This is a genomic window from Corynebacterium meridianum, assembly GCF_016342265.1.
Lineage (GTDB): Bacteria > Actinomycetota > Actinomycetes > Mycobacteriales > Mycobacteriaceae > Corynebacterium > Corynebacterium meridianum.
Genome location: NZ_JAEIOS010000010.1, coordinates 131,064 through 145,517, shown reverse-complemented (window position 1 = coordinate 145,517; position 14,454 = coordinate 131,064). Strand labels below are relative to the sequence as shown.

Here is a 14,454-nt window from a genome sequence, read left to right as displayed (position 1 = left end):
GCAGGGGGTGCGTATAGTTATTCTGTCCGAGGCCGAATATGTATTACCACTGCAGTCGAAAGAGAAACCAGTTTGAATGGTTGATCTTTGGCGCGGCTTGAGGTGTTCATGGAAGGCAAAGTCGTTCCGGCTGTATAGCAATCGCTACCTGTTCTGATACACAATAAAAACAGTCAAGGCGCTCTAGCGAAGTTATTGACGGGCTAGGGATTGTGTGACGCGATAAAGTCGGAAATTTGGGTGATGTCAACTGATTTTTTATTGTGGGGTCTCAGTTTTTGGTGTTGAAATTTTTGAGAGTTTTCAGGAATTGCTGCATCTTTATTCAGACTGATGTCCATTGTGATTAGCACGATTAGGGGGCTTGCATCGAAGTTCGGATCTTTGGCTTTGCGTGGGTAGTCCTTGGAATGTGATCAGTGTTACTTCTGGACTGAAGGCATATGCGACATCGGTCTAGCAAGATCCCGGGATACGACTTTTTCGGGTAGTTGCAACCCAGGGTGGGCTCCACCGTTGGGATCCGGGTGGCTTTACCCCCTAATATAGAAATAGCGTATAAATAGACAAAAAGTAAATGCCTGACACGGCATTGCTGTATTCCGAATGTTTGGGCGGTGCCCGGGTCGCCTCGGGGATTAGGTTCGTTGTAGAAGCAGATTCTCAACACTTGCCGTAGCATGGGGCTATAACACTTAAAAGATTTTTGGGTTTGGAGGTGGAGACATGGGTGAGGTGGAAAGAATGTTGAGGTTGATTGTGAGCGGCTTTGGGTCGATCGCGGAGATGGTCATCGCATGCGCCATTTGCAACAAGTTGTTCTGAGGTTCAGGTTTTCGCCCAGGGGAAGCGGACAAGTCAAATCCTGTGGCACAGTGTTGAGCTTCGTTCTTCTGGTGCTCGTTTTAGGGCTGCGTTTTGCAGCTAGCCCTGCGCCACCGAGAACAGGTATGCCACCAGCATCCGCTTGATCTCTCTCACGGTGTAGTCGAAGCGTCGGTCGTCGATGCCGGGGTCGCGGACGGCGAAATTGAGCAGTGAGCTGGCGGTGTGGACGAGGATTGCGGCGAGCTCGGCCCGTTGTTCGTCGGTTGCGTGGCTCGCCAGGGGGCGCATCGCTTCCGCGATGATGTCCAGCACCTCGGACTCCGTCGCAGCGGCGGTGGCCCGCGTGGCCGGGGTTGACTGAATCGCGTGCCAGACCGCACGCCGTGACGGATCATCGTGCCAGAGCTTCGCGACGTGCTCGATGAACTCGTCGAGGAACTCCGGCCACTGGAGGGCCGGTACCTGGTGGGCGAACGTATCGAGCTCGGCCACGACGCCTGCGGTGTCCTGCCTGTCCAGCTCACAGATGAGGACGTACTTGTTCGCGAAGAACTGGTAGAGCGTACCGATCGGTACCTCCGCGCGGCGAGCCACCTCATCGAAGGTGAAGGACTCGAATCCCACATCAACCAGAACGCTCCGCGCTGCCGTGAGGATACGATCGAACCTCTCCCGAGACCGCTGCTGTGCGGGGCGTCGACGGGGAACGAGGATCTCCGTTGAATTCCGATCGTCCGGGGGAGTGGAGGAACGAGGCGTCATCGGTGTAGTCCGATCACAGGGTCCTGAGAACCCGGGCGACGTGACCTGTGGCGCGAACGTTGTACTGAGCGGATTCCACCCTGCCGTCAGCGCCGATGATGATCGTGGAGCGGATGACACCCTGCACGATGCGACCGTAGTTCTTCTTTTCCCCCCACGCGCCCCACGCCGCCATCGTCTCCTTCGACTCGTCGGACAGCAGCGGGAACGTCAGGCCCTCATCCTCGCGGAACGTGGCGAGAGCGTCGGGCGAGTCGGGGGAGACCCCGAGGACCGTGATGCCGAGTTCCGAGAAAGCCGACAGGTTGTCGCGGAAGTCGCACGCCTCCTTCGTGCATCCAGGGGTACCGGCCTTCGGATAGAAGTAGATCAGCACCCGTTGTCCTGGGAAGTCCTCCAGCGAAACCGTCTTCCCGGTGTGATCCGGAAGGGCCAGCCGCGGTGCTGGATCGCCGGGTTCCAGCCGTCGGGAAGTCGATGGGGTGCTCGTGGAGGGCGACGAAGGCGAAGGCATGAAAAACACCTTACCCGGCACTGATTCCGGAGTTAAGACCGGATTCTGCCTCGCTGACAACCCCACCTCCCCTTGCGTGACCATGGCCCAGGTGCGCGGCACCCCTCCCATGAACTACCGTTGGAGGCATCGTAAGACTGACCACCACCATTTAACCCGGGAGTTCATCCGTGGCACGTGACATCGAAGACATCCAGCGCGAGCTGGACCGTACCCGCCGACAGTTCGCCTCCACCCTGGACCAGCTCGCAGAGCGCAGCCGTCCGGAGAACATCGTGGACGACGCGAAGCGTTCCGCCACCGACAAGCTGAACGATCCGAAGGTGCAGAAGATCCTCGCCGGCGTCGCCGGTGCCGTCGTACTGGCCGTTGCTTTCGGGGTCTACCGCTCCCGCAAGAAGAGCAACGACCTCAAGGAGCTGCAGCGCATGCTCTCCGAGCGTCTCTCGTAGACGCCACATCTGGACAAGATATAAAACATCAGGCCCGCCCGGTAAACCGGGGCGGGCCTGATGTTTCTTTATGGCGGCTACTGGTTCTCGTCCGCGTTTCCGGCTTTCCAGGTCTCCCAGGGGATGTTCCAGTCCCCGAGGCCGTCCCAGCCGGACAGTTGTCCGCCCTGCGTGTTGCTGACGATGACGACATCGCCGCGTTTGACCGTGTTCTGGAACCACTGGGCGTTGTCCGTGGACACATTGAGGCACCCGTGGGACGTGTTCTGGCTTCCCTGCGCCCAGACGGACCACGGAGCCGCGTGCACGTAGATTCCGGAGTAGCTCATCTGGGTCGCGAACTGGACCTTCGTGCGGTATCCGTCCGGATCGTCCACAGGGGTGCCGTACGTCGACGAGTCCATGACCAGTGTCGGGTGCTGGTCGCCGATGATGTACGTGCCGTTGGGAGTGGGGAAGCGTGCCGATCCCATCGAGATCGGAATGCTCCTGAGTACCTCGCCGTTCCGGGTGACCTTGAGCTGTTTGGTGTTGTCGTCGGCGTACGAGATCACCGAATCACCGATGGTGAAACTCGTGGCGTTGTCCGACGCGCCCCATATTCCGCCGCCGAGTTCTTTGCCGTAGATTTCGGCCTTCACCTCGACCTCGGTCCCCGGCGTCCAGAACTCCTCCGGGCGCCACCGCACCTCACGGTTGTTCAACCAGTAGAAAGCCCCGTCCACCGGCGGATCCGTGGTGATCTCGATGGCCTCCTCGGCGGCCTTCCGATCCGGGATGTTGAGCCCGAACCGGAACGCGATGGTTTGTCCGATCCCGACCGTGGAGCCCTCCAGCGGAGCGAGCGCGACCGATGCGGTCTGTGCCGGTTGCGCGGTACTGAAGGTGGTCGTGCTTTTCGTCCCGTTGGATCCTGTAGCGGTGATCGTGTACGTACGGTAGTAACCCAGAACTTCGGCGGTCTCCCAGGTCGTGCCGTCGTCAGAGAGCGTGGACTCGACCTCGTAACCGTCCTGGTTGGTCATGACGACCTTCTCCAGGGTTCCCTCGAGTGCCTTGACGGTGACCTTCACTTTCGGATCAACGTCCGTGGAACCGTCACGGATGCTCACCGCAGGTTTCAGGGGCTCGGCCGCGGTCGTAGCCGTATCCGTCGCGCTGGACACTCCCGCAGCGTTGGTGACTCCGCCCTCGCTGTCAATCGTGCAACCGGCGAGAAGTCCGGTGACGGCGACAACAGCCAGAAAGCTGCTCGTCCACATCCCGGTCTTTGACGCGTGCTGTCCGAAGGTCATTGTGCTCCATATTGGTTTTCGTCTCTGCGTGCGTGTCGGTTCGGTCAGAGCGACTGAGCCGATCAATTAGATCGGCATCGGCGTCCGCAGGGTTACGGTGCTACCAGCTTACTTCCCGTAGTGCAGTCGGGTAGGAACGTTCGTGCCGATTGTTCACGAGCCGTGACCTCACCGACCGTCACCAATCGTGGCCTGCGTACAGGCGGCCCTCCCACACCCGGGTCGAGCGGGGTAGACCGCCGGGCGGGATCGGCGGAACTGGCTGATGAGCAGGCGATTTTACAATCATACCGACCACTTGTAATATTTCACTTCGTTGCCGAGGGAGCTGAAAGCTCGATATCGGTAAGCGCCATTAGCTCAATTGGCAGAGCAGCTGACTCTTAATCAGCGGGTTCGGGGTTCGAGTCCCTGATGGCGCACCACCTGGAACAGGCCGGAGAATGAAATCTCCGGCCTGTTTTCTTTTTCCGTCGCATTGGGTCAGCCGGGGCAGTCCTCCAGGCTTCCGAACAGAGGTTGGGGGGGGGGCAGCAGGCCCAGCGTTCCCTTCTCCGCAAAGCGAGAACCGTTGCGTGCGGTGCCGGACAACCGCAGGAAGGTAGTTCAATCGTGCCACTATTTCCTGACCTGCTGCCGACACATCCGATCTCCGTGGAGAAGTCCATGAGGATCGCGGGTGACGCCGCTGAACGGGTCAGGGGGTACCACCCGCCCCAACCCACCCGTCGGCTGTGTGATCCTCGATGCCTGGGGAACCCCCTGTTCCGTCGCCGCCACCGACCCCGCAGGTGGCCCCCCACGCAGAAGCTCAGGCCCTCGCGGCAGCCGGCGACCTAGCGCGGGGAGGACACGCCATCGTCACCCTCGAACCGTGCCACCATCAGGGACGGACGCCTCCGTGCACGGGGGCCCTCGTGCAGGCGGGCGTGGCGATGTTGACTTTCGCGGTCACCGACCCGAACCCCGTCGCCGCTGGCGGTGCGGATTGGCTTGAGGCACGGGGCATGACCGTCACCCGCGAGTTTCTCACGGAAGCGACGGCGAACGCGGCGCTGCGTCCGTGGCTTCACGTTCAGGCCACGGGGCGCCCCCACATCACGCTGAAGACGGCCACGACCATCGACGGCCGCGCGGCCGCGACCGACGGGACATCGCAGTGGATCACCGGTCCGGAGGCCCGGAAGCGGGTCCACGTCGATCGTTCGCGACGGGACGGGATCATCGTCGGCACCGGAACCATCCTGGCCGATGACCCCCGGCTGACCGCCCGTGGCGTCGACGCCCCACCACCCGGGAATCAGCCCCTGCGCGTCGTTGTCAGGCGTGGTGAGGTACCCCGGGACGCCGCGATCCGCGAGGGCGGAGAAGGATTCATCCACCTGTCCACCAGAGATCTCACCGAGGTCGTCGCCGAACTCGCGGAACTCGGAATCATGGACGTGCTCATCGAGGGAGGACCGCGCCTGGCGGGCGCTTTTCTCTGTGCGGACCTCGTCGACGCCATCGAGTCCTACATCGCCCCGGCGGTACTCGGGGCCGGAACCGCCGCCGTCCACACCGGTAGTTCGACAACCATCACCGACATCACCCGTTTCAGGACGACCCAGGTCGATTGTCTGGGAGACGACGTCCTGATCCGTGCCGTACGGAAAGCAGCCGGCTGAACATCGGCGCCGCGGCTACGCTGGGGACCATGTTCACAGGGATAATTGAGGAGCTAGGCCACATCGCCGGCATCACACCGGATGGCGATGTGATCTGTATTTCAGTCAGGTGCGCGGACGTCGTCAGAGGCTCCGCCGAGGGAGAATCCATCGCGGTCAACGGGGTATGCCTGACCGTCGCACAACTCAATGACGACGGATTCAGCGCCGACGTCATGCCGGAGACCCTCCGCCGTTCCTCCCTCGGAGCACTCAAGCCCGGGGATACCGTCAACCTCGAGCGCGCGCTCGCCGTCACCGGGCGCCTCGGCGGGCACATCGTTCAGGGCCACGTCGACGCCACCGGCGAGATCCTCAGCCGGACGCCCGGTGAGCGCTGGGAGGTCGTCCGTATCTCCCTGCCGGGGCGGATCTCCCGCTACGTGGTGGAGAAAGGCTCCATCGCCGTCGACGGGACATCGCTGACCGTGTCCGCCGTGGGCGGAGACTGGTTCGAGGTGAGCCTCATTCCCACGACTCTGGAGGGTACCATTCTCGGCAGACTCGGCCCCGGGGCGACGGTCAACCTGGAGGTGGACGTCCTCGCCAAGTACGTCGAGAAGCTGATCGGCCGCGGGGAGCGGGAACTGTGACCGAATTAGACACCGTCGAGCGCGCGCTCTCCGAGATCCGGGCAGGCAGAGCTGTCGTCGTAGTGGACGATGAAGACCGGGAGAACGAAGGCGACATCATCTGCGCCGCCGACCTCGCGACCCCGGAGCTCCTCGCTTTCATGGTCCGCTATTCATCGGGCTACGTCTGTGCCGCGTTGACGGGAGCGGACTGCGACCGCCTCGGGTTGCCGCCCATGGTTGCCAGCAACGAAGACGCCCGCGGTACCGCCTACACGGTGACCGTGGACGCCGCTACCGGAACCACGGGGATCTCCGCCGCCACCGCGCCCACACCATCCGACGACTGGCGGATCCCACGGCGACCCGGGCGGACTTCACCCGCCCGGGGCACGTCGTTCCCCTCCGGGCACGGGGAGGGGGAGTACTCATCCGCGCCGGACACACCGAAGCTGCGGTGGATCTTGCCCGCCTCGCCGGGCTGCGACCAGCCGGTGTGCTCTGTGAGGTCGTGTCTGAAAAGGACCCGACCGGCATGGCGCGCACCCCGGAACTACGTGAATTCTGTGATCGCCACGATCTCGCCCTGATCTCCATAGAGCAGCTGATCGAACACCGACGCCGCAGTGAAACCCTCGTAGAGAAAGTCGCCGTAACCCGGATGCCCACCGAGTTCGGGGAATTCACCGCACATGGCTACCGCAGCCTCGTCGACGGAGTCGAACACGTCGCCCTGGTCACCGGAAGCATCGACGACAACGGGGGAGAAGACGTCCTGGTTCGGGTCCACTCCGAATGCCTCACCGGAGACGTGTTCGGTTCCCGACGCTGCGACTGCGGCCAGCAACTCCGCGCCGCGATGCGCATGATCCAGGGCACCGGACGTGGCATCGTGCTCTACATGCGCGGACACGAAGGGCGAGGTATCGGGCTGTTGCACAAACTCGAGGCCTACCAGCTCCAGGACTCCGGAGCGGACACCGTCGACGCCAACCTTGCGCTCGGACTGCCCACTGATGCCCGCGCATACGGCACCGGGGCCCAGATTCTGCGTGATCTCGGAGTCCGTTCCATGGCTCTGCTGACGAACAACCCCAACAAACGCAGCGGACTCGGCGGCTACGGACTCCAGATCGCCCGCCGGATCCCGGTGCCCGTCGATGTCAATGACGACAACGTGCGCTACATGCGGTCAAACGCGACCGCATGGGGCATGACCTGCCCTAGTTGGACGACCGAATCGACCACACAACATAACCCGGACAGGAGATCAGATGAGTGGAGCAGGACTGCCCGAAATCGGAATTCCGGATGGGGCCGGGCTCACCGTAGCCGTCGTGACCTCCCGTTGGAACGAGGACATCACCGGCAGACTCCAGGAAGAAGCACTGGCTGCGGCCGCCGAAACGGGAGCCACAGCCCGCCCATACGTCGTCGTCGGGGCCCTGGAAATCCCCGTCGTCGTCCAGGCGCTCGCCACCGAGGTTGATGCCATCGGCGCTCTCGGTTGTGTCATCCGCGGTGGAACACCCCACTTCGACTACGTCTGCGATGCGGTCACCGCAGGCCTCACCCGCATCGCTCTCGACACCGGAACGCCCATCGGAAACGGTGTGCTCACCTGCGACACCCACGACCAGGCGCTCGCCCGTTCCGGTGCGGAAGATGCCACCGAAAACAAGGGCCGGGACGCGATGATCGCAGCCGTCCACACCGCCGACCTCCCACGACGAATCTGACGGCGAACCCGAACCGGACGCTCAGCCGCAAGGTCCCCTCGATGCGCAGGACCACACGATGACGAACGCTCCCCGGTGCAGCTACGTGCAACCGACCTACACTGGGAATCAAAGGTAACCAGGTCCACCCGAAAGTGAGACAACACCATGCGCGCACTCGTCATCGTCGACGTCCAGAACGATTTCTGCCCCGGGGGCGCGCTGGGAACAGAGCGCGGGAACATCGTCGCTGAACAGATTGCCCTCCTCCAACACGATCCCGACAACAGGTACGACGCGATCATCGCAACGCAGGACTGGCACATCGACCCCGGCAAACACTTCTCCGACAACCCCGACTACATAGACTCCTGGCCGGTGCACTGCGTCGTCGGAACCGGGGGAGCCGGCTTCCACCCCGCAATCGACGAGGACAAACTGGACCAGATCTTCCGGAAAGGCGAGTACACCGCCGCCTACTCCGGCTTCGAAGGTCACGCCGCCACAGACGACAGCATCACCATGGCTCAGTGGCTCCACGGCAGGGGAATCGCCGACCTCGACGTCACCGGGATCGCCACCGATTACTGCGTCAGAGCAACCGTGCTCGACGCACTCAAGGAAGGCTTCTCCGTGCGGGTACTCACTGACCTCTGCTCGCCAGTGCACCCCGACACCGAAGCCCAGGCACTCAGCGACATGAAGAACGCCGGGGCCGAGATCGTCTAGTGCATCACCCCAGACTGACGACGACGGTCCCGGATCAGCTCGGGTCCCGCGCAGATCCGGAACGCGGTATATCTCGGGGCCGTGCACCTGCTGTCCGGAGATCTGGTTGATCTGCGGTCATCCTCCCCGTGATCAGACTGCTACGAAGCCGGCCACCGGTGAACGAGAGAATTCAGGTGAAGATCGATCTCAGTGTGGGAAGGGTTTTCCCGCCACCGGGCAATTGACCGCCGAAATCGAGGAACGCTTCCATCAGCGGGATACTCTCCCGGCTCGTGCGCAGATGATCCTGCCCGGCAATCTGAGGAGCCGGCAGACCTCGTTGTCTACGTCTCTGCCGGAATGATCTATGAGAACTGGGGGTTTGCGGAAAACGCTACGGCGGACTGCGCAGCCACCACAAAACCCGCTCGGCCGGCGGCAAGACCTGACCGGCAATCAACACTTCCCGCCATCTGCCCACACAGCACGCTATCTGGGCTGCGGCGGAGAATTCCGGGGCGGCGAATCGCCGGTGTGTTTTCCCGGAGGTGCGGTTTCCACTGCTCCAACCGATACTTGTCCCGGTACTACGCCCGGGATGCGTCCGGGACGGTGCCGAGTCATTGTGCCCGCTCACGCTCTCAGTGGAGATCAGGCGATTGTTGGAGAGCCGGAAGATTCAACCTTGGACCCAGCTAATTCCTGTCCGGCGACCCCGTAGTCGGGAGCTCCCATTGAGTGAGACCGGCCATTGATTTCTGCAGAAGCCTCGAAGGCACCACGGAGTATGCCGCGTTGCGGAAGCGGACAGTCAGCGGATTGGAACTCTGATTGATGAATCCGGCCGTTCGCGATTGTCTCCACATGCGGCGAACCCGGGGCCTCCGGATCTGGTTGTAGCGGTGCAGGGCCTGCTCCAGAGTGGTGGAGAAACGTGGGTCCGGGGGATCGGGGATCCGGTGAAGGAGAGCCGTGAGGGTTGCGGCATCCTCGATTGCCTGTCCAGCACCTTGTCCCATGTCGGGTGTCATGGCGTGCCCCGCATCACCCAGTAGGACACCTCGCCCACGCGTGAACGTCAGGGGAAGAGCCGTCAGATCGTAAATCTCGTGGTGCAGCACCTTGTCGGGGTTGATGTCGGAGATAATCGCGGGAATGGGATCGTGCCAGGTCCTGAAGTGTTCGAGAGGATCATCTCCGCTAGCAGTGATACCTGCTGAGACCGTTGCGTACCAGTAGGTCCGGTCACCGGTCAGCGGTATGATTCCGAACCGGGTTCCGCGGCCGAGCGTTTCACTGAGGTGGTTTACTTCAGAACTCTTCCGGAATGACACGCCACGGAGCACACTGTATCCGGCGTGGCGTAGACCGCGATCCAGCTGCCACCGGAACCTGGCGTTGCTCTGAATACCGTCTGCGGCGACGACGAGGTCGAAGGTCTCCCGGCCCGAATCCATGGTGAGCGAGGAACTACCGTCACCGTTGACCTCGGCGTTGACTCCATTCCGCACGGTTCCGGGTAGAAGCATCCTGGTGAGCAGTTGGTGAAGTTCCGCGCGGTGGAGCGCTGCAAGCGGGGGAGCCGTAGCTGTGTCCAACGAGACGAGACAGCGTCCATCCGGCGTTCGGATGCTCGATGTCTTATGGCAACCGGCGGTACTGATCGCCCGCACCCGGTCACCGATTCCTAGTGAATCCAGGGCGGTCAGTGAGTTGGCGAACAAGGTCAGTCCGGTCCCGCTGGAAGCGGACTCGGTTCTACGTTCATAGACCGTGACATCATGGCCGCTGGCCTGAAGGCCCACCGCCGAGGTTAGACCTCCTATTCCGGCACCGATGATCCCAATTCTCATCACTATTCCAATCCCGGAGAATACCCCGGATGGATCGGGGTCCTGTCCGTTCAGGCACTCGAATAGCCGAGAGTATCACCTGTGCGTAGATCAGAGAGTCTACGAATTGGTGCAGGAACGGAAAAATGAAGAACTCCCCGGGTCATCGACCACGGGGAGTTCTTCTACTTGGGGGTGGCTGACGGGACTCGAACCCGCGACACCCAGGATCACAACCTGGTGCTCTACCAGCTGAACTACAGCCACCATCGCTTGTCACCAACGGTATGACCCGTGTGTGAGCAGCGAGGAACATCTTAACCCAGGACGCGATCTTTACAAAAATCGGGCGAAGGCCTGCTCTGACTCGGCGGCCGCGGCCTGTGTTTCCTCCGTTCCGGGCCCCGGGTGGTCGACGAAGATCGCCCTCCGGTAGTAGTCCAGCTCCCGGATCGACTCGATGATGTCGGCGAGCGCCCGGTGTGCCATCCCCTTGTCGGGCTGCCGGAAATAGACCCTCGGGTACCAGCGGCGGGCGAGCTCCTTGATGGATGAGACGTCGACCATGCGGTAGTGCAGTGCGGCGTCGAGAAGCGGCATGTGGGCCCTGATGAAGGCCCGGTCCGTCGCGATCGAGTTTCCCGCCAGGGGTGCGGGGTGCTCCGGATCGCAGTGTTCCGCGATCAGCTCCAGGACCGCCTTCTCGGCCTCTGTGAGAGAGACCTTCGAGGCCCGGATCTCGTCGGTGAGGCCCGAGGAACGGTGCATCTCCGTCACGAAGCCGTCCATGCGCGACAGTTCATCCTCCGTGGCGTGGATGACCAGGTCCACGCCCTCGCCGAGGATGTTGAGGTTGGCGTCGGTGATGACCGCAGCGACCTCGACGATCACGTGCTCGGACGGGTCGAGGCCCGTCATCTCGAGGTCAATCCAGACGAGTCGGTCATTCTTTGCCGGTATCTTCCCGGAATTTCCAGAGGTGCTGTTACTCACTGCTCAACCCATCTTCTTGTAGAACGAGCCCATGATCGGGGCACTGATCGCCGTCGGCATGATGGAGCTGATCCGGTCCATCGCCTTACCCAGCGGTCCGGGGACGACGCGACGCCGATTCCCCGACATCGCCTGGAGTGTCTCCCGGGAGCATGATTCGTAGGTGGTCCACAGGAAGTCGGGAACCACCTTGTCGACGATGGACTTGTCGGCCTCGTCGATCACCGCTTCCCGGACCGGGCCGGGCGCGAGGAGCGTGCAGGTGACGCCCGTTCCCCGCAGTTCGTAGTGGAGTGCCTCGGTGAAGGCGTTGACCCCAGCCTTGGTGAATACGTAGGTGGCGTTGTTCGGTATCGGCATGTTGCCCGCGGCGGAGCCCACGTTGCAGATGGCGCCACTTCCGCGTTCGAGCATTCCGGGAAGGACGGCGCGCGTCAGCTCGAAGACGGCGGCTGCGTTCAGCTGGAACTGGTTGGTCTCGTACTCCCAATCCTGATCCATGAACGCTCCGAAGCTGGCTATGCCGGCGGAGTTGATGATGATGTTGATCCTGGACCCGGCGATCTCGTCGATGAGCTTCTCGCGAGCGGCAGGATCGGCCAGGTCACAGGGGCGTACCTCGACGGTGACGCCGTGGGTGCTTTCGAGTTCGTCAGCGAAGGTACGGAGCACTTCCTCCCGTCGCGCCACGAGAATGAGATTGTGTCCGAGTCGTGCGAGATCTCGTGCCATCGCCATTCCGATGCCCTGGCTCGCCCCGGTGACGAGGGCTCGGCAGTCTTTTTGCGGGGAGGGTAAAGCCATGGGGGCTCCTTAAGGTCAGGACGACGGAAGCTGAAACGGGTTGACTTGGCCAATCGTACCTACCGGGCACGGCCCTCCCGGCCCGGAGGATGCCGGGAAGTGTTCTCTGGATGCTCGGAAAAGTGGGCGACAAACATATTTTTACCTGCAATATTAAAAAAATAGTTCCGGCTCCGTTGGGTACCCCCGGACTGTGGCTCAGATGGTGTGCTGACTTTGGTAGTGGTTAGGGTGTTATCGAACCGCAATCAAACTTCGATCCATAAGATAAGGATTCTCTCATGAGTTTCAGAAACAAAGCCCTCGTTCTCTTCACCGCCACCGCGATGCCGATGGCGATGATCGCTCCCGCCAACGCCACCGAGGCCGGAGCAGGAATCAAGATCGAGGGATCGACGGGCAACGGAGGTGGGGCCTCCTTCGGTTCCTCCGGGTCGTCCTTCGGTGCGGAGGCAAACGCTGAAGGCACCTACAACAACGTTCTTGAGGCCGTCTCGAACTTCCTGAGCTCCGCTGGTTCCAGTGGGCCCGCGAACGGTGGAGGAAACGGAAAAGCCGGTTCCTCCTTCGACACCGATTCGGTGAAGAACAAGCTCGGTTCCAGCGGCAAGAATGACACCGATGGTGGCGCGAATGCCGGCTCCTCGGTGAACTCCGGTTCCGTGAAGGACAAGGTCACGGGTTCCAGTGACAAGGGCGATGCCAATGGCAACACCGAGGGCGGCTCCTCGGTGAACTCCGGTTCCGTGAAGGACAAGGTTTCCGGTTCCAGCGACAAGGGCGGCACCACCTCATCGAACAAGGTTGGTGGATCGAACGTCGACACCGATCTTTCCGAAACTGCCGCCGGAAGCACCGGAGGACTCGTCCTCGGCTCCACCGTCCTCGGCGCTCTCGGCCTGCTCGCCCTGCTGAACTCCGGTAGCGCGAACGTTCCGAATCACGGTGGTTTCGAGCTGCCGAAGCTGCCGGATCTGCAGGCGCAGAGCTCCGGTAACGGCAACGGCAACGGTGGTTTCGAGCTGCCGAAGCTGCCGGATCTGCAGGCGCAGAGCTCCGGTAACGGCAACGGCAACGGTGGTTTCGAGCTGCCGAAGCTGCCGGACCTGCAGGCGCAGAGCTCCGCGAATGGTGTTGCTCCCGCAGGTTCGTCACTTCCGGTACCGCAGCCCGGCAACGGCGGGACCGATGTCATCGTCCCGGCGGTCGTCGGTTCCTCCGTTCTCGGTCTGCTCGCACTCCTGAGCCTCGGAGGCTCCAGTGCCGGCAGCAGCAACGATGCTTCGGATGCGGGTTCCAGCGTCGCGGCGCTGAAGGACAAGCTCGGCTCCAGCAGCAAGGGTGACACCGATGGTGGTGCCAAGGCCGGTTCTTCCGTGGACACCGGTTCCGTGAAGGACAAGGTTTCCGGTTCCAGCGACAAGGTCAAGGGCTCCAGCAGCAAGGGTGACGCCGATGGTGGTGCCAAGGCCGGTTCCTCGGTGGACACCGACTCTGTGAAGGAGAAGTTCGGTTCCAGCAGCGAGGAAGAAGGCGAATCCTCCTTCTTCGCCCGCCTGGTTGCCCGTATCAAGGGCCTGTTCGGTTCCAGCAGCAACGACGGCAAGGACGGCGAGATCAAGGCCGGATCCTCCTTCGACACCGATTCCCTGAAGGACAAGGTGGGCTCCAGCAGCAAGGGTGACACCGATGGTGGTGCCAAGGCCGGTTCCTCCGTTGACACCGGTTCCGTGAAGGACAAGGTCGCCGGTTCCAGCGGCAAGGGTGAAGCCGACGGCGCTGTTCAGGGAGAGGGCGGTTCCTCCGTGAACACCGACGGTGACAAGGACGACAAGGACAACTCCGGAAACGTCGACGGTGAAGCTGTCGGTACGGTCGGGTTCTTCAAGTTCCTGACCGCGGGTGTCACCTGGGTCGTCGCCAAGTGCGTCAACATCTTCACCGCACGCTGATTTTCACTGTTCGACCGGAAACGATCCGTTGAGAGGACAGGATTGATCTGGTCGAAACGCTGATCAACAGTCGAGGGTGCCGCGCCGTGATCTTCACGGCACGGCACCCTTCTCTCGTGCGGGGGGGGCAGCGGACCGCTGATTGTCGAACGGGAGAGTCGCAGACGACGAAGAGACAGCCCCGGGAGCGATGCACAACGCTCCCGGGGCTGTCTCTGAAATAGTGCCCCCGGCAGGATTCGAACCCGCGACCAACCGGATAGAAGCCGGATGCTCTAATCCACTGAGCTACGGAGGCGGGAAAATCGCTGGAAC

Annotated in this window: 11 protein-coding genes, 3 tRNA genes and 2 pseudogenes; 8 read left to right on the top strand and 8 right to left on the bottom strand. The window is 62.1% G+C overall.

Annotation, left to right across the window (positions count from 1 at the left end; translation table 11 throughout):
* Positions 1 to 924 precede the first annotated feature (924 nt).
* Together JDV75_RS03000 and bcp are read right to left on the bottom strand one after the other, a co-directional pair.
* Positions 925 to 1,590, bottom strand: a complete 666-nt coding sequence (locus JDV75_RS03000) for a TetR/AcrR family transcriptional regulator (protein ID WP_198737774.1) — start codon at positions 1,588 to 1,590, stop codon at positions 925 to 927.
* A 13-nt stretch (positions 1,591 to 1,603) separates the two neighbouring features.
* Positions 1,604 to 2,104: a thioredoxin-dependent thiol peroxidase gene (gene bcp / locus JDV75_RS02995; RefSeq protein ID WP_198737773.1), complete on the bottom strand. Its 501-nt coding sequence runs from the start codon at positions 2,102 to 2,104 to the stop codon at positions 1,604 to 1,606.
* A gap of 170 nt (positions 2,105 to 2,274) precedes the next feature.
* Here bcp and JDV75_RS02990 point away from each other — a divergent pair, with 170 nt between their 5' ends.
* Positions 2,275 to 2,556 (top strand): DUF3618 domain-containing protein, encoded by a 282-nt coding sequence (locus tag JDV75_RS02990; RefSeq protein WP_198737772.1) that lies wholly within the window; start codon positions 2,275 to 2,277, stop codon positions 2,554 to 2,556.
* A gap of 77 nt (positions 2,557 to 2,633) precedes the next feature.
* On the opposite strand, the gene JDV75_RS02985 is transcribed toward JDV75_RS02990, so the two are convergent.
* Positions 2,634 to 3,851, bottom strand: a complete 1,218-nt coding sequence (locus JDV75_RS02985) for a L,D-transpeptidase (protein WP_232958126.1) — start codon at positions 3,849 to 3,851, stop codon at positions 2,634 to 2,636.
* Positions 3,852 to 4,200: 349 nt separating this feature from the next.
* Between JDV75_RS02985 and JDV75_RS02980 the strand changes: the two genes are divergently transcribed.
* The 6 genes and pseudogenes from JDV75_RS02980 to JDV75_RS02955 all read left to right on the top strand — a co-directional run bounded on the left by JDV75_RS02980 (position 4,201) and on the right by JDV75_RS02955 (position 8,576).
* Positions 4,201 to 4,276: transfer RNA gene (locus tag JDV75_RS02980), tRNA-Lys, on the top strand.
* Between the two features lie 241 nt (positions 4,277 to 4,517).
* Positions 4,518 to 5,518, top strand: a pseudogene (gene ribD / locus JDV75_RS02975) (bifunctional diaminohydroxyphosphoribosylaminopyrimidine deaminase/5-amino-6-(5-phosphoribosylamino)uracil reductase RibD).
* A 29-nt stretch (positions 5,519 to 5,547) separates the two neighbouring features.
* On the top strand, positions 5,548 to 6,150 hold the full coding sequence (locus JDV75_RS02970) for a riboflavin synthase (RefSeq protein ID WP_198737771.1): 603 nt from the start codon (positions 5,548 to 5,550) through the stop codon (positions 6,148 to 6,150).
* Positions 6,147 to 7,356, top strand: a pseudogene (locus JDV75_RS02965) (bifunctional 3,4-dihydroxy-2-butanone-4-phosphate synthase/GTP cyclohydrolase II). Before JDV75_RS02970 ends, JDV75_RS02965 begins: the two are co-directional and overlap by 4 nt.
* Before the next feature lie 47 nt (positions 7,357 to 7,403).
* On the top strand, positions 7,404 to 7,868 hold the full coding sequence (gene ribH, locus JDV75_RS02960; protein ID WP_198737770.1) for a 6,7-dimethyl-8-ribityllumazine synthase: 465 nt from the start codon (positions 7,404 to 7,406) through the stop codon (positions 7,866 to 7,868).
* 147 nt (positions 7,869 to 8,015) lie between these two features.
* Positions 8,016 to 8,576 (top strand): isochorismatase family protein, encoded by a 561-nt coding sequence (locus JDV75_RS02955; protein ID WP_198737769.1) that lies wholly within the window; start codon positions 8,016 to 8,018, stop codon positions 8,574 to 8,576.
* 677 nt (positions 8,577 to 9,253) lie between these two features.
* Here the strand turns inward: JDV75_RS02955 and JDV75_RS02950 are convergent.
* The 4 genes from JDV75_RS02950 to cmrA all read right to left on the bottom strand — a co-directional run bounded on the left by JDV75_RS02950 (position 9,254) and on the right by cmrA (position 12,187).
* On the bottom strand, positions 9,254 to 10,411 hold the full coding sequence (locus JDV75_RS02950; protein WP_198737768.1) for an FAD-dependent monooxygenase: 1,158 nt from the start codon (positions 10,409 to 10,411) through the stop codon (positions 9,254 to 9,256).
* A 173-nt stretch (positions 10,412 to 10,584) separates the two neighbouring features.
* Positions 10,585 to 10,657 (bottom strand) — tRNA-His (locus JDV75_RS02945).
* 69 nt (positions 10,658 to 10,726) lie between these two features.
* Complete coding sequence (orn, locus tag JDV75_RS02940) at positions 10,727 to 11,308, bottom strand: oligoribonuclease (RefSeq protein WP_198737828.1); 582 nt, start codon at positions 11,306 to 11,308, stop codon at positions 10,727 to 10,729.
* Between the two features lie 78 nt (positions 11,309 to 11,386).
* Positions 11,387 to 12,187, bottom strand: coding sequence for a mycolate reductase (cmrA, locus tag JDV75_RS02935; RefSeq protein ID WP_198737767.1), 801 nt, complete (start codon positions 12,185 to 12,187; stop codon positions 11,387 to 11,389).
* 281 nt (positions 12,188 to 12,468) lie between these two features.
* On the opposite strand from cmrA, the gene JDV75_RS02930 reads away from it, so the two are divergent.
* The gene (locus JDV75_RS02930) at positions 12,469 to 14,139 is read left to right on the top strand and encodes a hypothetical protein (RefSeq protein ID WP_198737766.1); all 1,671 of its coding nucleotides are present in this window, start codon (positions 12,469 to 12,471) and stop codon (positions 14,137 to 14,139) included.
* 224 nt (positions 14,140 to 14,363) lie between these two features.
* On the opposite strand, the gene JDV75_RS02925 is transcribed toward JDV75_RS02930, so the two are convergent.
* Positions 14,364 to 14,437: transfer RNA gene (locus JDV75_RS02925), tRNA-Arg, on the bottom strand.
* Positions 14,438 to 14,454: the final 17 nt, after the last annotated feature.